Source organism: Mesorhizobium sp. M0119, assembly GCF_040322615.1.
Lineage (GTDB): Bacteria > Pseudomonadota > Alphaproteobacteria > Rhizobiales > Rhizobiaceae > Mesorhizobium.
Window position 1 is genome coordinate 1 of the sequence record NZ_JAMYTU010000032.1, and the last position, 14,418, is coordinate 14,418.

17 protein-coding genes are annotated in these 14,418 nt (G+C 65.3%); 8 read left to right on the top strand and 9 right to left on the bottom strand.

What is annotated here, in order from left to right; translation table 11 throughout:
- Positions 1 to 202: 202 nt before the first annotated feature.
- The gene (locus tag NKJ40_RS23820; protein WP_352468152.1) at positions 203 to 1,096 is read left to right on the top strand and encodes a sugar phosphate isomerase/epimerase family protein; all 894 of its coding nucleotides are present in this window, start codon (positions 203 to 205) and stop codon (positions 1,094 to 1,096) included.
- A 46-nt stretch (positions 1,097 to 1,142) separates the two neighbouring features.
- Here NKJ40_RS23820 and NKJ40_RS23825 read toward each other — a convergent pair whose 3' ends face one another.
- On the bottom strand, positions 1,143 to 1,598 hold the full coding sequence (locus NKJ40_RS23825; protein ID WP_352468153.1) for a Crp/Fnr family transcriptional regulator: 456 nt from the start codon (positions 1,596 to 1,598) through the stop codon (positions 1,143 to 1,145).
- A gap of 125 nt (positions 1,599 to 1,723) precedes the next feature.
- A complete protein-coding gene (locus NKJ40_RS23830; protein WP_254817802.1) occupies positions 1,724 to 2,407 on the bottom strand; it encodes a response regulator transcription factor in 684 nt (227 codons plus the stop codon).
- 144 nt (positions 2,408 to 2,551) lie between these two features.
- Here NKJ40_RS23830 and NKJ40_RS23835 point away from each other — a divergent pair, with 144 nt between their 5' ends.
- Positions 2,552 to 3,088, top strand: coding sequence for a L,D-transpeptidase family protein (locus NKJ40_RS23835; RefSeq protein ID WP_352468211.1), 537 nt, complete (start codon positions 2,552 to 2,554; stop codon positions 3,086 to 3,088).
- A gap of 126 nt (positions 3,089 to 3,214) precedes the next feature.
- Here NKJ40_RS23835 and NKJ40_RS23840 read toward each other — a convergent pair whose 3' ends face one another.
- On the bottom strand, positions 3,215 to 3,460 hold the full coding sequence (locus NKJ40_RS23840; protein ID WP_352468154.1) for a hypothetical protein: 246 nt from the start codon (positions 3,458 to 3,460) through the stop codon (positions 3,215 to 3,217).
- A 162-nt stretch (positions 3,461 to 3,622) separates the two neighbouring features.
- On the opposite strand from NKJ40_RS23840, the gene gcvA reads away from it, so the two are divergent.
- Positions 3,623 to 4,543, top strand: coding sequence for a transcriptional regulator GcvA (gene gcvA / locus NKJ40_RS23845; protein ID WP_352468156.1), 921 nt, complete (start codon positions 3,623 to 3,625; stop codon positions 4,541 to 4,543).
- A gap of 3 nt (positions 4,544 to 4,546) precedes the next feature.
- Here the strand turns inward: gcvA and NKJ40_RS23850 are convergent, their stop codons facing one another.
- The 6 genes from NKJ40_RS23850 to tsaD all read right to left on the bottom strand — a co-directional run bounded on the left by NKJ40_RS23850 (position 4,547) and on the right by tsaD (position 8,690).
- Positions 4,547 to 4,966: a DUF1761 domain-containing protein gene (locus NKJ40_RS23850; protein WP_352468157.1), complete on the bottom strand. Its 420-nt coding sequence runs from the start codon at positions 4,964 to 4,966 to the stop codon at positions 4,547 to 4,549.
- 48 nt (positions 4,967 to 5,014) lie between these two features.
- Complete coding sequence (locus NKJ40_RS23855; RefSeq protein ID WP_352468213.1) at positions 5,015 to 5,671, bottom strand: class I SAM-dependent methyltransferase; 657 nt, start codon at positions 5,669 to 5,671, stop codon at positions 5,015 to 5,017.
- The gene (locus tag NKJ40_RS23860) at positions 5,668 to 6,093 is read right to left on the bottom strand and encodes an EVE domain-containing protein (RefSeq protein WP_352468158.1); all 426 of its coding nucleotides are present in this window, start codon (positions 6,091 to 6,093) and stop codon (positions 5,668 to 5,670) included. The genes NKJ40_RS23855 and NKJ40_RS23860 overlap by 4 nt, the downstream gene beginning before the upstream one ends.
- A 181-nt stretch (positions 6,094 to 6,274) precedes the next feature.
- On the bottom strand, positions 6,275 to 6,571 hold the full coding sequence (locus tag NKJ40_RS23865; protein WP_352468159.1) for a YciI-like protein: 297 nt from the start codon (positions 6,569 to 6,571) through the stop codon (positions 6,275 to 6,277).
- 26 nt (positions 6,572 to 6,597) lie between these two features.
- Positions 6,598 to 7,608, bottom strand: coding sequence for an NAD(P)H-dependent glycerol-3-phosphate dehydrogenase (locus tag NKJ40_RS23870; RefSeq protein WP_352468160.1), 1,011 nt, complete (start codon positions 7,606 to 7,608; stop codon positions 6,598 to 6,600).
- Positions 7,605 to 8,690 (bottom strand): tRNA (adenosine(37)-N6)-threonylcarbamoyltransferase complex transferase subunit TsaD, encoded by a 1,086-nt coding sequence (gene tsaD / locus NKJ40_RS23875; protein WP_352468215.1) that lies wholly within the window; start codon positions 8,688 to 8,690, stop codon positions 7,605 to 7,607. The genes NKJ40_RS23870 and tsaD overlap by 4 nt, the downstream gene beginning before the upstream one ends.
- Before the next feature lie 104 nt (positions 8,691 to 8,794).
- On the opposite strand from tsaD, the gene hemC reads away from it, so the two are divergent.
- From hemC to NKJ40_RS23900, 5 genes are all read left to right on the top strand, one after another.
- Positions 8,795 to 9,721: a hydroxymethylbilane synthase gene (hemC, locus tag NKJ40_RS23880; RefSeq protein ID WP_352468161.1), complete on the top strand. Its 927-nt coding sequence runs from the start codon at positions 8,795 to 8,797 to the stop codon at positions 9,719 to 9,721.
- A 1-nt stretch (position 9,722) separates the two neighbouring features.
- Positions 9,723 to 10,439: a uroporphyrinogen-III synthase gene (locus tag NKJ40_RS23885; protein ID WP_352468162.1), complete on the top strand. Its 717-nt coding sequence runs from the start codon at positions 9,723 to 9,725 to the stop codon at positions 10,437 to 10,439.
- A 337-nt stretch (positions 10,440 to 10,776) separates the two neighbouring features.
- Positions 10,777 to 12,267: a COG4223 family protein gene (locus tag NKJ40_RS23890; RefSeq protein WP_352468163.1), complete on the top strand. Its 1,491-nt coding sequence runs from the start codon at positions 10,777 to 10,779 to the stop codon at positions 12,265 to 12,267.
- An 8-nt stretch (positions 12,268 to 12,275) separates the two neighbouring features.
- Positions 12,276 to 13,892, top strand: a complete 1,617-nt coding sequence (locus NKJ40_RS23895; RefSeq protein ID WP_352468164.1) for a heme biosynthesis protein HemY — start codon at positions 12,276 to 12,278, stop codon at positions 13,890 to 13,892.
- Positions 13,893 to 13,931: 39 nt separating this feature from the next.
- The gene (locus NKJ40_RS23900) at positions 13,932 to 14,411 is read left to right on the top strand and encodes a tellurite resistance TerB family protein (RefSeq protein WP_352468165.1); all 480 of its coding nucleotides are present in this window, start codon (positions 13,932 to 13,934) and stop codon (positions 14,409 to 14,411) included.
- The last annotated feature ends 7 nt before the right edge of the window (positions 14,412 to 14,418 follow it).

The following is a 14,418-nucleotide window of genomic DNA, read 5'->3' on the forward strand; positions in this document are numbered from 1 at the left end:
CCCCCGCGGCGCCCCCGCGGGCCCGCCCCCCCCCATCCCCCCCCCCCCCCAATATTTCGAAGAATTCGCCCGGTGGCCCCCCACCAGTAAACCCCCCCCAGGGGGGGGGGGGCTGTTAGCCCCGCCCCCACCTTTTTTGTCCGAGCATCGGATTGCCAAAACCGCTTTGGCATTGGGTCCGCTGGAATAACCGGAGACGATCATGTCGCGCATCGGAATCCATTCATTCGTCTGGTCGGCGAGCTCGGCGCAGGGCGACCTCGAGCGGACGCTGGCCAACACCAGGGAGGCCGGCTTCGACCTGATCGAATTCTCCTATCTCGACCCCGCCAATGTCGACATTGACGGCTTGGCCAAGCGGATCGCCGATTTCGGCCTCGGCGTCGCGATCAGCATTGGACTGCCTGCCGACGGCGATATTTCGAGCGCCGACAAAACGATTGCCGCGCACGGCGTCGAAATCCTGAAACATACGATCGCGCTGACCCGCGATCTCGGCGGCCAGAAGGTTGCCGGCATCCTCAGTACCAGCCACGGCTTGCAAAGCGAGGCGCCGACGCGCGACCAGTGGGACCGCAGCGCCGGTACGCTTGCCGAGGTGGCGGAGACGGCAAAGTCAGCCGGCGTCACCCTCAACCTCGAAATCGTGAATCGCTTCGAAAGCAATCTGCTCAACACCGCCGCGCAAGGCATGGCCTTCATCGCGGACAGCGGATCCGACAACATCTTCCTGCATCTCGACAGCTTCCATATGAACATCGAGGAGGCCGATGTCGGCTTGGCTATTCGCAACGCCGCAAGGAAGATCGGCTATGTCCATATCGGCGAGAGCAATCGCGGCTTCCTCGGCACCGGCAATATCGATTTTGCCGCGATATTCGATGCGCTGACCGCCATCGGCTACAGCGACGACCTCAGCTTCGAATCCTTCTCCTCGGAAATCGTCGACGAGAACCTGTCGCGGAAAACCGCGATCTGGCGCAATCTGTGGACCGACAATATGGAGCTGGCCAAACATGCGCGCCGCTTCATTGCGCTCGGACTGGAGACGGCGCGGCGCAAGGCCGAGCTTGTTTCCGCAACGCACCGGCCTTGAGCCCTCACGGTTCCGAAATCATTCTGGCTAGGCCAGAGGCGCTACATTAGCCGGCAAAACGCGGCCCAAGTTCCTCGATGCGGCGGATCATCGCCTGGAAATCCTCCGAGATGCGCTGGTGCAGGTGAACCGCCAGCTCCGGGTATTCCTCGAGGATGCGGCGGAACATCTTGCGGCTGAGCCGCAGCACTTCCGAATCGATTTCGGCGGAGGCGCTGGTCAGCCGGTTGGTATCGGCGATCAGCGCCAGCTCGCTGAGCATGGTGCCGGGGCCGGCGGTGCCGATCGGAATGCGCTCGCCGTCGTGCTCGCGGTAGAGGACGATGCGGCCGCTGATCACGATGTAGGCGCAATCAGCCTCGTCGTCCTCGCGGTAAAGCTTGTGGTCGGCTTGCAACTTGGTGGTTTCGGCGCCGAAGGCGAGCAGACGCAGCTGTTCCTGCGTAAAGCCCTCGAAGAGCCTCACGGTGGACAGGATGCGGATATCGTCATCCAGCGCCATCTAGCTATGTCCCCGAACCGTCAGTCCGACTCCTCCCCTACGAGGCCGATCCACAACCACCTCCAGCCTCAGGACCGTACCCGAAAAGCGCCCCGCCCGGATCGCTTATTTGAATAATGAAATGTTTAAGGAACCAGCTTGTAGCCGCCGCTTTCTGTCACGAGAATTTCCGCGTTGGAAGGATCGCGCTCGATCTTCTGGCGCAGCCGGTAGACATGAGTTTCCAGAGTATGCGTGGTGACGCCGGAATTGTAACCCCAGACTTCCTCCAGCAGCACGTCGCGGGTCACCACCTTCTGGTCGGCGCGGTAGAGATATTTGATGATCGAGGCTTCCTTTTCGGTCAGCCGAACCTTGGCGCCGCGCGGGTCGATCAGAAGCTTCTGGCTGGGCTTGAACGTGTAGGGGCCGACCGAGAAAGTGGCGTCCTCGCTCTGTTCGTGCTGGCGCAGCTGGGCGCGGATGCGGGCCAGCAGCACGGCAAAGCGAAACGGCTTCGTCACATAGTCGTTGGCGCCGGCCTCGAGGCCAAGGATGGTGTCGGAATCGGTATCATGGCCGGTCAGCATGATGATCGGCGCCTTGTAGCCGCCCTTGCGCAATATCTTTACCGCCTCGCGGCCATCCATGTCGGGCAGGCCGACATCCATGATGAGCAGGTCGATGAGCCCGCCGCGCGCCGTGGCGATGCCTTTGGCGGCGGTCGCTTCCTGCAGGACGTCGAATTCCTCATAAAGCGACAATTGCTCGACAAGGGTGCCGCGCAGGTCGTCATCGTCGTCGACGATCAGAATGGTGCGTGAAGTCATGGATCAATCCGTTGTTTTGAAAAGAGATTTCAGTTGACCGCTGCCTGTTTATGCGGAAGCTGACCGGCACAACAGCCGTTCACAGTGATTTGTTCCGTGGCACGATCATACAAGAAAAAACAAGATCGCAATGCAGTCGGCGCAATTTTGCCGAAAGGGCTCACCGTGCTTACGGTGCGCGCGCGGCCTGGCCATGCCAGCCAGGGCTTTCTGCAGGCCGGCAAACTCGTGTTTCCATGTGCGCTGGGGCATGGCGGCATCTCGGCCGGCAAGCGCGAGGGCGACGGCGCCACGCCGCTCGCCTCGATGCGGATATTGTCGGGATATTTTCGTGGCGACCGTTTTGCCGGCGGCCGCCGGACGCGGCTGGCGATGACGCCGATCGGCCGCGACCTCGGCTGGTGCGAAGTGCCCGAGGACCGCAACTACAACCGCCCGGTCAAAATCCCCTATGGCGCCAGCCATGAGCGGATGCTGCGCGCCGACGAGCTCTATGACACCTGCCTGGTGCTGGACTGGAACTTTGTGCCGCGCCGGCGCGGGCGCGGCAGCGCCATCTTCTTCCACCTGGCGCGCCCCGGCTTCACGCCGACGCAAGGCTGCGTCGCGGTAACAGCCCGCACCATGGCACGGCTGCTGCCGCTGCTGTCGGAGCGGACGGTGGTAAGGGTGGTGAGGTAAGGGAGTAGGGGAATAAGGGAGTAGGGGAATAGGGCAGGTAAGGCAGTAAGGCAGTAAGGGGTAAGACAGGCGCGGGCGCGCCGCTTAGCTTTTCCTACTCCCCTACTCCCCTACTCCCCTACTCCCCTACTCCCCTACTCCCCTACTCCTTTGCCATCCTATGTCGAGAAGACCGAGCCGGCCGAGTTCGCGGTCCATGGCGCGTGCGATGTCCTTGCGTTCGCCGCCAATGTCGCGCAGCTGGCGATCGGAGAGATCCTCGACATTCTCGGAGGGAAGATTGACCGCGATTCTCGCGTGGCCAAGCCAGTCAAGCACGGCGCGCAGCCAGGCCGGGCGGAGGATTACAGAGCGCAAGGCGATGTCAGACATGGTGCAATCCGCTTCTCCGGACATCAAATCCGGTTTGATGTTTCTTCGATGCTCAGATCATGGCGGATTGAAATTCAAACGGGAAACGAGTAGTTTTTTCTGCATCTTCAAGTTTTGTTTGAGGATTGGAATGCTCGATCGAACCCGCCTCGTCTGGCACTGATGGCGCGCCTGTTGCCTGGAACCCGTGCGCTGCGGACGCTGGAGGCAGCGGCCCGGCACCTCAATTTCACCCGCGCCGCCGACGAGCTCGGCCTGACGCCGGCAGCGGTCAGCCACCAGATCAAGGAAATCGAGGATCAGCTCGGCATCGTGCTGTTCACACGCACCAGCCGCACGATCCGGCTGACCGAGGCGGGCGCGCTGCTGTTCGAAGCTTCGACCGATACGCTCGACCTGCTTGGCCGGGCCGTCTCACGGGCGCAGAAGACGGCGCGCGGATCGGCGCTGCTGAAGGTCACCCTCGATGCGCAATTCGCGACGAAGTGGCTGATGCGGCGCGTCGACGATTTTCGCAAGCAGCATCCGGCGATCGAGCTGCGTTTCGACATCAGCTACGAGGTGCGCGACTTCGATCGCGACGACGTCGATCTCGGCATCCGTTTCGGCACCGGCAAGTATCCGGGGCTTCGCTCGCACCGGCTGTTCGAAAACGTCATCATTCCCGTCTGCAGCCCCGCCTTGCTGCGGTCAGGGCCGCCGCTCAAGGAACCGCGCGATCTGTTCCATCATACGCTGGCCCATATCGAGTGGTCGCGCCAAGGCGTCACCTGGCCGAATTGGAGCATATGGATGGCGGCGGCGGGCGTCGACGATTTCGACGACAGCCGGACCATCGTGTTCGGCAACTCGACGGATGCCGTCCAGGCCGCGCTCGACGGCAACGCGGTCGCGCTCGCCGATTTCGCCATGGTGGCAAACGACCTGTCCGAAGGCCGGCTGATCCGGCCCTTCGAACTCGGCATCAAGGTCGCACCCGAATTTGCTTATTTCCTGGTCTATCCGGAAAGTGCGGCGAATGATCCGCGCGTCGTCGCCTTTCGCGATTGGCTTCTCGAGGAAATCGCCAGGACCCCGACCTGAGGGTCAGACCGCCGCCGCCGCGCCGAACCAGCCGATCACCGCGCCGATGAGAAGCATCACGCCAAGCCAATGGCCGACATCGATGAGCGTCAGATCCCAGCCGAAACCTTCGTAGCGATGGTTGACCGAAAGCGTCGTGGCGACGAACCCCAGCCAGAGAACGAAGCCGAAGATCACCCCTGCAAGCAGGCTCGGTTCGCCGCCGGTCACGGCGCCGATGATCAGCGACATGACCAGCGCCATCACGATCTCCGCGATGAAGGAGACGACGAAGGGCAGCATCGATTTGCTCATCGTCGCCGGATCAAGCTTGGCGGCCTTCAGCCACGGCTTGCTCAAGCCCATATACCAGGCCGCGCCGAACAGCCATGCCACGACGGCGGCGACGATTACCGCCAGCCAATTGATTGCTGAAAAATCCATGGTTCCCTCCGGTCGATTGCGCGATGGAACGCCTGTTCGGCGACGCCGTCAAGCAAAGCGCCAGACGGTGGTGCGCTTGACCTCGGCGTCCTCCAGCGCCCGCGTCACCGCCACTTCGTAGACGGCAAGCGGTTCCAGCCCGGCCTTCGGCAGATACGAGCGGCCGGGATCGCCGACGAAAATGTCGGCGCCGCGCGCCTTCAGCGCGACGAACCACGGCATCAGCCTGTCAGCGAAAGTTTTGTCGTAGAAGACGTCGCCGGCCAGCACCACGTCCCAGCCGGCATCGGTGCCGATGCAGTCGCCGATGAGGAATTTTATCTCGGCCCCATTGGCCTCGGCATTGAGGCGGATCGCGGTCGCGCAGAACGGGTCGATGTCGGCGGCGATCACCTCGGCAGCTCCGGCCTTCACTGCGGCAATGGCGACAAGGCCGGAGCCGGAGGCGAAGTCGAGCACGCGCCTGTCGCGCACCGCCGCCGGATTGTCGAGGATGTAGCGGGCAAGGCCCTGGCCGCCGGCCCAGGCAAAAGCCCAGAAGGGCGGCGGCAGGCCGATTTCGGTCAGCTCGTCCTCTGTCCGCTGCCATAATTCATGTGCCTCGTCGGCCAGGTGCAGGCGGATCTCCGGCACATGCGGCGGCGCCATCAGCGCCGTGTTGTCGAGGATGAATTTCCTGGCGCTGTCCGGCGTCAGCGCCGTCATGGCGCCGGCGTCAGGCCGCCCATGCGGCAAACCTCTTGCCATTCGGCCGGCGTCACCGGCTGCACGGACAGCCGCCCGAGCCGCACCAGCGCCATGTCGGCCAGCTTTGGATTGGCCTTGGCCTGCTCCAGCGTCACCGGCTTCGGCATGTCCTTGAAGGCGCGGATATCGACGCATTCCCAGCGGGGATCGTCGGTGGTGCTGTCCTGATGGGCCAGAGCGCAGACTTCGGCGATGCCGACGATGTCGAGCCCATCATTGGAATGGTAGAAAAAGCCGAGATCGCCGATCTGCATCGCCTTCATGTTGTTGCGCGCCGCATAATTGCGCACGCCGTCCCATTGCGTGCCGGCCTTGCCCTTGGCCTTCAGCATTTCGAAGGAGAAGACCGAGGGTTCGGATTTGAACAGCCAGTAGTTCATCTCAGTTGTCCCGTTGCCGTTGTCGGTTTGTCACTATCCAGCGTTGGCGCTGCCCCTCACCCTTACCCTCTCCCCGTAAGGACGGGGAGAGGGGTCGCCAGCGCTGGAGCTTCTCCCTTCTCCCCGTTCTTCACGGGGAGAAGGTGCCGGCAGGCGGATGAGGGGCAGCGCGAACGAACGATCATTCACTCACAGGTTTGTTGAAGCTCCAGTTCCACTGCCGGATTTCGACGCTTTCGAACAGCCCTGCCTTGGTATAGGGATCGGCCGCCGATAGGGCTTCTGCCGCAGCCAGATCGGGGGCCTCGACAACGGCGAGAGTGCCGTTCGGCTTGCCGTCTGCGTCGAGGAACGGGCCGGCGAAGGCCAATTTCTTGTCGCCGTTCAGCCCTTCCAGGAAAGCAAGGTGCTTGGGCCGCGTATCGAGCCGCACCTGCAGGCTTCCTGGCTTGTCCTTGCAAATCAACGCAAACAGCATCTTTTCAGCTCCGGTATCGTTCTGGATTACATGTCGGTTTCGGTTTTGAGCGGCCTGGTCATCAACGCCGTCACAGCCTGGTCTATGGTTATGGTGCCGTCCAGTATGGCGGCGACGGCGGCGATGATCGGCGCGTCGATCCGGCGCTCGCCGGCGATGCGGGCGGCGATTGCCGCCGTCGGCACGCCTTCAGCCAGGGGCAAGCCGGCAAGCGGCTTGCCTCGCCCAAGCGCCAGCCCATAAGCGAAATTGCGCGACTGCGCGGACGAGCAGGTGAGCAGCAGGTCGCCAAGGCCGGAAAGCCCCATCAGCGTCTCCGGCTTTGCACCAAAGGCGGCACCGATGCGGCGCAATTCGACGAAGCCGCGCGTCACCATCGCCGCCTGGGCGCTGGCACCGAGCCCGGCGCCGGTGACGGCACCCGCGGCAATGGCAAAGACGTTCTTCAGTGCGCCGCCGATCTCGACGCCGATCAGGTCGTCGCTCGAATAACAGCGCAGGTTTTCAGCCGAGAAACGGGCGGCAAGGTCGGTGGCCAGAGCCTCGTCGCGGGCGGCGACCACCACGGCCGTCGGCAGGCCCCTGGCGACGTCGGTGGCAAAGCTTGGGCCGGACAAAGCGGCGACCGGATTTGCCGACAGTATTTCCTCGGCAATGGACGACAGCAGCGCGCCGGTGTCGCGCTCGATGCCCTTGGCGCAGAGGACCAGCGGGATGCCTTTCGGCATATGGCTGGACGCGGCCGTCAGCATAATCCGCAACGATTGCGCCGGCGCCACCGCCAGCACGCAGTCGGCGCCGTCGAGCGCGGCCTCGATGTCGCTCGTCGCCACGATGCCGGGATCGAGCGCGATACCCGGCAGATAGCGCGGATTTTCGCCGCGGTCGAGCGCCGCGACGGTCTCCGGGTCGCGCGCATAGAGGCGGACGAAATGACCGGCGCGCAGCATGGCCAGCGCCAGCGCCGTGCCCCAGGCGCCGCCGCCGAGCACGGCGACGCGCCAGCCGCTTGGCGCCTTGTGCTCGCTGCCGGTCATGCCTTGGCCCCGCGCCGGCCCGAGCCGACCATCGGGGCCGAGATGCTGTCCAGCGGCCAGCGCGAGCGCGGCACGAAATCGGCGGCGTTTTCACCTGATATGCCGGCGCGCAGCCGCTCGATGCCGGCCCAGGCGATCATCGCCGCATTGTCGGTGCAGAGGTTAAGCGGTGGCGCGACGAAGCTGAACCCGGCCCGCTCGCACAGGCCCTGCAATGTCGTCTTGATCGTCCGGTTGGCGGCGACGCCGCCGGCGACAACCAGCGCAGGCTCGGCCTTGTCCGGGAATTGCTGACGGAACCTGGTCAGCGCCCGCGCAACACGGTCGCCCAGCGCATCCGCCACCGCCGCCTGGAACGAGGCGCAGATATCGGCGACGTCCTGGTCGCTCAGCGGGGCGATCGCCGTTGCCGCCTGGCGCACCGCGGTCTTGAGGCCGGAGAAGGAAAAATCGGGCTGCACCGAACCCTTCATCGGGCGCGGAAAGGCAAAACGCGCCGCATCGCCGGTTGCAGCCGCCTGCTCGACATTCGGTCCGCCCGGGTAGGGCAGGCCGAGCATCTTGGCCGTCTTGTCGAAGGCCTCGCCAAGCGCGTCGTCGATGGTCGTCGCCCAGCGCTGGTAGTCGCCGACGCCGCGCACGGCGACGATCTGGGTATGGCCACCGGAGACCAGCAGCAAGAGGTAGGGAAAGTCGAGCCCGTCGGTCAATCTGGCCGTCAGCGCATGGCCTTCGAGATGGTTGATGGCGATCAGCGGTTTTTTGGCTGCCGCGGCGATTGCTTTTGCCGTCATCAGGCCGACAATCAGCCCGCCGACAAGACCGGGACCGGCGGTGGCGGCAATCGCATCGATGTCGGCGAGGTCGACGCCGGAATCGGCCAGCGCTGCTTCGATGATACCGTCGAGCGCCTCGACATGGGCGCGCGCGGCGATCTCCGGCACGACGCCGCCGAAAGCAGCATGCTCCTCGATCTGGCTGAGCACGATGTTCGACAGGATTTGCGGCGTGCCGCGACCGTCCAGCGCCACCACGCTGGCGGCGGTCTCGTCGCAACTCGTCTCGATGCCCAGAACGCGGATCAATTCGTCGCTGTCCTCGATGATTGTGCAACCGGCCTTTCCCCGATAGGAGAAAGCCCGGAAAACGGCCTCGATCTGCCGCGGGTTATCACGGACGGCGCGTCATGCAAACAACCTTGAAAATCGGAACACGCGGCAGCCCGCTGGCGCTGGCGCAGGCGCATGAAACGCAGGCGCGGCTGATGGCCGCGCACGGTATGTCGGCCAAGGCGTTCGAGGTGGTCGTCATCTCGACCAGCGGCGACCGCATCCAGGACCGGCCGCTGTCGGAAGCCGGCGGCAAGGGCCTGTTCACCAAGGAGATCGAGGAGGCGCTGCTGGCGCGCCGCATCGACATCGCCGTGCATTCGTCGAAGGACATGCCGACGCTGTTGCCCGAAGGGCTGGAACTGTCCGCCTTCCTGCCGCGAGAGGACGCACGCGATGCCTTCATCGGCAAGGCGGCGCGAACGATTGCCGGCCTCCCGCAAGGCGCCAGGGTCGGTTCGTCGTCGCTGCGGCGCCAGGCGCTGATCCGGCGGATGCGGCCGGACATCGAGGTGGTGATGTTTCGCGGCAATGTGCAGACGCGGCTGCGCAAGCTCGACGAGGGCATCGCCGACGGCACCATCCTCGCCTATGCCGGGCTGAAGCGGCTCGGGCTCGAAGATGTCGTCACCGACCTGATGCCGCTCGAGGTCTTTCCGCCGGCGCCGGGACAAGGCGCGATCTGCATCGAAAGCCGTATCGGCGACCGCGACGTGGAACAGATGCTGACGGCAATCCACGACGTGCCGACCGGCCAGGCGCTGGCCTGCGAGCGCGCCTTCCTGGCGGCGCTCGACGGGTCCTGCCGTACGCCGATCGCCGGCCATGCGACGATATCGGGCGGGACGATTTCCTTTGCCGGGCTGATCATCTCGCCCGATGGCACACAGTCGCATGAAGTCAGGCTGCAAGGGCCGGCGCAGGAGGCGGCGCGCATTGGCGCGGAAGCCGCGGCGACCGTTCGGGCCAAAGCCGGCGAAACATTCTTCGACGGCTGGACCTGACATGCTCCGCGTCCTGGTGACGAGGCCCGAACCGGGCGCCTCGCGCACGGCGCGCCGGCTTGCGGATGCCGGCTTTCAGCCGATCCTGCTGCCGCTGACCGAAACGGTGGCGCTGCCGGTTGACGCCGGCGCGCTCGCTGACGCCGCGGCGGCGGTCGCGGTCACCAGCGCCAATGCCGTTCGCCATGCGCCGAAAGAGGTCATCGCGGCGCTCGCCGGCTTGCCCTGCCACGCCGTCGGCAGGAAGACGGCGGAAGCCGCCCGGGCTGCCGGGTTTCTGTCGGTCGGCGAAGGGCCGGGCAATGCCGAGGCGCTGGCCGATGCACTTGCTGGTGGTTTTGCCGGGCAGACGATGGTCTATCTCTGCGGGCGGGTGCGGTTTCCGGACTTCGAGGAGCGGCTGTTGGCGTCAGGCGTTCAGGTTCGCGCCGTCGAGACCTACGACACTTTTGCGCTGGATTATTCCGACGAGGCCGTGCTTGCGCGCCTGTCCACCCGGCCGGTCGAGGCGGTGCTGCTCTATTCGGCCAAGGCGGCCATGGCGATGCAGGCCCTGGCTGGCCGGCCGGTGCTGCGTGACCTTTTTCAGGACACGCGGTTTTTCGCCTTGTCGGGGCGCATTGCCGCGGCCTTGGACCATGTCGCCGGCGAAAGGCTCCGGATTGCGCCTGAGCCCAGCGAGGATGCCTTGCTGGGGCTTTTGCAGGCGTCACGCTGACCGGCATCCGCCTGTTCCGGACGTTGGCATACCTCCTGCTGGCTCCTGAAACATTCCGCAGCTAAGCTGGGGCGATTGTCCGTGACACAGCTATTTTGTTCTTGCTTTGTGCCGGCAGCTATGCTAGAAAAGCACTCATGGTGCTGATTCGCCCCAACGACCCGCCGCCGAGGCGGGTTTTTCGTTTCTGGTCCTGCATGGCATCTCCCAAAATCGCTGCGGCGTTTTGCCAAAACTGAACTCCAAGCCGTGGCGTCATCACGCCGCCCCTTTTCACCGCTTGGTGATGTGCTAGACCCTTCAAACCATCCCGAAGCGAATTTTGCGGAGCCCGAGCATGGTCAAGACGCCGAAGATGCGGCATTCCAAGAGCCGCCGCGAGCCGGTGACCATCGAGCTCGAGCCCGGCGCCGTCTCGCGAGTCGCCGACGAACAAGATGTCGCGACCTCGCAGACCGACGAGGCGCGGGCCGAAGAAGCGGCGAACGCCTCGCAGCCGGAGCCGCCTGAAGAGCCGGTGCATGCCGACCAGACCGATCTCGAGCCATGGGAACATGCCGACGCAGCCGCGCCGGCCGGCACGCGAGAGCCGGCGGATGCCGGCGCCGATTCTACCAGGGAAACGGAAACCCCTTACCCCGCCGGTTCGGATGCGCCGGCCGGGCGCTCCACGGTTTCCGACTACAGTTTCGAAGATGCATCCAGCGGAACCGGGGCCAACGAACCGGGGATTCGAGGCTCCGGCGAGAAGACAGCCGAGACGGGGGGCGACCACATGGCAGCGCAGCCGAAGCGGAGCGGCATCAACGGCATCGTCGCCGGTATTGTCGGCGGCGTCATCGCGCTCGCCGCGGCCGGCGGGCTGCAATTTGCCGGCCTGCTCGGTGCGCCGGGGTCGGGCCCCGTGTCGCTCGACGCCGTCAATGGTGAGATCGTTTCGCTGAAACGCGAGGTCGCGGACCTCAGACAGGCCGGCGCCAACAATGACGCATCGGCCAAGGTGGACGGGCTGTCGTCGGCGCTGGACCAGGTCAGGGCGGACGTTGCGGCGCTGAAGTCGGCGGTCGAGCAAGGTGGCGCCGGCGACAATGCCGGGGTGGCAGCACTTGGCGACAAGGTCCGGCAGATCGAGACGGCAGTCGCGGCCCTCGGCAAGGCCGGCGGTACGGCGCCGGTCGATCTCGGCCCGCTCAACGAAAGACTGGCCGCGCTCGACGCGCTGGTGAAATCCGCCGGCGAGACGGCAAAGGCGCAGGACGGTCGGCTTGCGGCGCTGGAACAGTCGGTTTCACAGCTCTCGGGCAAGGTCGATGCACAGGCTTCGCAGCCGAAGATCGCGCTGGCCATTGCCGCCTCGGCGCTCAAGGTAGCGCTCGACCGTGGTGCGCCGTTCGCCGCCGAGCTCGAAACCTTTGCCGCGATCTCCCCCGATGCGCCCGAGATCGCGACGCTGCGCGCCTATGCCGAAAAGGGCGTCCCGACGCGGGCCGAGATCGCCGCCGACGAGGACGCCGCCGCCAACGCCATGGTCGCTGCCGCGACGCCCGTCGACCAGAATGCCGGCATCCTGCAAAAGCTGCTGTCGAGCGCCGAATCGCTGGTCAAGGTCAGGCCGATTGGCGCCGTCGAAGGCACCGGCGTCCCGAAAACCGTCGCCCGCATGGAGGTCGCGGTCAACCAGGGGGACTACGCCAAGGCGCTCAGCGAATACGAAACCCTGCCTGACGCGGCCAAGGCCGCCGGCGCCGACTTTGCCGGCAAGCTGAAAGCGCGGATGGAGGTGGAGACGCAGATCGATTCGCTCATCGCCGGCGCGATGAAGGCGTGAGGAACCCAATGATCCGCATCCTCGCCTTCCTCGCCGTCGTCTTTGCGCTCGGGCTCGGCTTCGCTTGGCTGGCCGACCGGCCGGGTGAAATGCTCGTCACCTTCAACGGCTATCAATACCAGGTCAGCCTGATGGTCGCGGCGGTGGCGGTCGTTGCCGTGGTTGCCGCGGTGATGATCGTCTGGTGGCTGGTCAAGGCGCTGTGGAACAGCCCCTATACGATCTCGCGCTATTTCCGCGTGCGTCGCCGCGACCGCGGCTATCAGGCGCTGTCGACCGGGATGATCGCGGCTGGTGCCGGTGATGGCGCGCTCGCCCGCAAGAAGACTAAGGAGGCGGCAAAGCTGATTCGTTCCGACCAGGAGCCGCTGATCCAGCTGCTCGACGCGCAGGCCTCGCTGCTCGAAGGCGACCATGAGGGCGCCCGTGAAAAATTCGAGACCATGCTCGACGATCCCGAAATGCGGCTGCTCGGCCTGCGTGGGCTTTATCTCGAGGCCGAGCGGCTCGGCGACCGCAATGCGGCGCGCCACTACGCGGGTCGTGCCGCGGCAGTGGCGCCGCAACTGGCATGGGCGGCCGAATCGACGCTGGAAGACCTGACCGGCCGCGGCGATTGGGACGGTGCGCTGAAACTGGTCGACGCCCAGAAGTCGACCCGGCAGATCGAGCGCGATGCGGCCAACCGACGCCGCGCCGTGCTGCTGACCGCCAAGGCGCAGGCGTTGATCGACAGCGATGCCAATGCCGCCCGGACGGCGGCTCTGGAAGCCAACCGGCTGCGGCCGGATTTCGCGCCGGCGGCGGTCGTCGCGGCAAAATTGCTGTTTCGGCAGAACGACGTGCGCAAGGGCTCGAAAATTCTCGAGGCGGCGTGGAAGGCCGAGCCGCACCCGGAGATCGCCGAGCTCTACACCTATGCCAGGCCGGGCGATGCCGTGCTCGACCGGCTGAACCGGGCAAAGAAACTGCAGGAGCTGAAGAAGAACCATGCCGAGTCCTCGCTTGCCGTGGCGCGCGCCGCGCTCGATGCGCAGGATTTTTCAACCGCCCGCCGCGAGGCGGAAGCCGCCATCCGCATGGATCGCCGCGAAGGCGCCTATCTGCTGCTGGCCGATATCGAGGAGGCCGAGAGCGGCGACCAGGGCAAGGTGCGGCAGTTGCTGTCGAAGGCGGTGAGGGCGCCGCGCGACCCGGCCTGGGTCGCCGACGGCGTCGTCTCGGAACGCTGGGCTCCTGTATCGCCGATCACCGGCAGGCTCGACGCATTCGAATGGCGGGCGCCGATGGAGCGGCTTGGCCATTTGATCGACAGCCATGAAGAGACGCCGGAGGCACCGGTGCCGGCCATCGCGGCTCCAGCTAAGCCGGTAGAGGAAACAGCCGAGGCGATCGAGCCCACAGCGGTTGCTGCCGAGACGCCGAGCGCGGTGACCGAGGAGAGGCCGGAAAACCGTGCCGGCGAGGATCATCTGACACCGGTCACCGCGGCGGCGTTTGCCCAAGTGCCGGAAGATGCCGAGGCCGTCGAGCCGGCGCAGGAATTGACGCGGCTGCCCGACGACCCCGGCGTCGATCCCGACGAAGCGGCGGATAAATCGACGCGCCGGTTTCGTTTGTTCTGATCAGGGTCGAGCGGACCCGGGCTTATTGGGAATGATTTGATGTTCGAACGCGTTCTGTCGTTTCTAAGGGATCTGCCGTCCGGTGGTGGCGACAGCCCCAGCGCCGACGATCCGCGCATTGCGGCGTCCGCCCTGCTTTTCCATGTGATGAACGCCGACGGGGTGCGCCAGGATACCGAATGGGAGCGGTTCAAGAAGGTGCTGGCGGAAAGCTACTCGATCAGCGGCGACGAACTCGACGCGTTGGCGGCTGCCGGCGAGCGGGCCGACAATGAGGCGATCGACCTCTACGCCTTCACCAGCGTGCTCAAGCGCCATCTCGACGCCGAGGCGCGAAAGGCCTTCATCGGCCTGATGTGGGAGATCGTTTATGCCGATGGCGAGCTGCACGAACTCGAGGACAATACCGTCTGGCGGGTCGCCGAGCTGATCGGCGTCGAACGTCGCGATCGTGTCGAGGCGCGCCTCAAGGCGGCCGCCGCGGCTCCTGGTGCTGCCGGAACGTCGAGCGACGAATAGACAGGAT

Excerpts from the sequence above, each read along its gene's own strand:
- NKJ40_RS23895 (WP_352468164.1), top strand. The coding sequence starts at position 12,276 with ATGATCCGCATCCTCGCCTTCCTCGCCGTCGTCTTTGCGCTCGGGCTC.
- NKJ40_RS23860 (WP_352468158.1), bottom strand. The coding sequence starts at position 6,093 with ATGAACTACTGGCTGTTCAAATCCGAACCCTCGGTCTTCTCCTTCGAA.
- gcvA (WP_352468156.1), top strand. The coding sequence starts at position 3,623 with ATGGCGCGCCTGTTGCCTGGAACCCGTGCGCTGCGGACGCTGGAGGCA.
- NKJ40_RS23825 (WP_352468153.1), bottom strand. The coding sequence starts at position 1,598 with ATGGCGCTGGATGACGATATCCGCATCCTGTCCACCGTGAGGCTCTTC.
- NKJ40_RS23890 (WP_352468163.1), top strand. The coding sequence starts at position 10,777 with ATGGTCAAGACGCCGAAGATGCGGCATTCCAAGAGCCGCCGCGAGCCG.
- NKJ40_RS23840 (WP_352468154.1), bottom strand. The coding sequence starts at position 3,460 with ATGTCTGACATCGCCTTGCGCTCTGTAATCCTCCGCCCGGCCTGGCTG.
- NKJ40_RS23865 (WP_352468159.1), bottom strand. The coding sequence starts at position 6,571 with ATGCTGTTTGCGTTGATTTGCAAGGACAAGCCAGGAAGCCTGCAGGTG.
- NKJ40_RS23870 (WP_352468160.1), bottom strand. The coding sequence starts at position 7,608 with ATGACCGGCAGCGAGCACAAGGCGCCAAGCGGCTGGCGCGTCGCCGTG.
- NKJ40_RS23830 (WP_254817802.1), bottom strand. The coding sequence starts at position 2,407 with ATGACTTCACGCACCATTCTGATCGTCGACGACGATGACGACCTGCGC.
- NKJ40_RS23900 (WP_352468165.1), top strand. The coding sequence starts at position 13,932 with ATGTTCGAACGCGTTCTGTCGTTTCTAAGGGATCTGCCGTCCGGTGGT.
- hemC (WP_352468161.1), top strand. The coding sequence starts at position 8,795 with ATGCAAACAACCTTGAAAATCGGAACACGCGGCAGCCCGCTGGCGCTG.
- NKJ40_RS23850 (WP_352468157.1), bottom strand. The coding sequence starts at position 4,966 with ATGGATTTTTCAGCAATCAATTGGCTGGCGGTAATCGTCGCCGCCGTC.
- NKJ40_RS23855 (WP_352468213.1), bottom strand. The coding sequence starts at position 5,671 with ATGACGGCGCTGACGCCGGACAGCGCCAGGAAATTCATCCTCGACAAC.
- NKJ40_RS23820 (WP_352468152.1), top strand. The coding sequence starts at position 203 with ATGTCGCGCATCGGAATCCATTCATTCGTCTGGTCGGCGAGCTCGGCG.
- NKJ40_RS23885 (WP_352468162.1), top strand. The coding sequence starts at position 9,723 with ATGCTCCGCGTCCTGGTGACGAGGCCCGAACCGGGCGCCTCGCGCACG.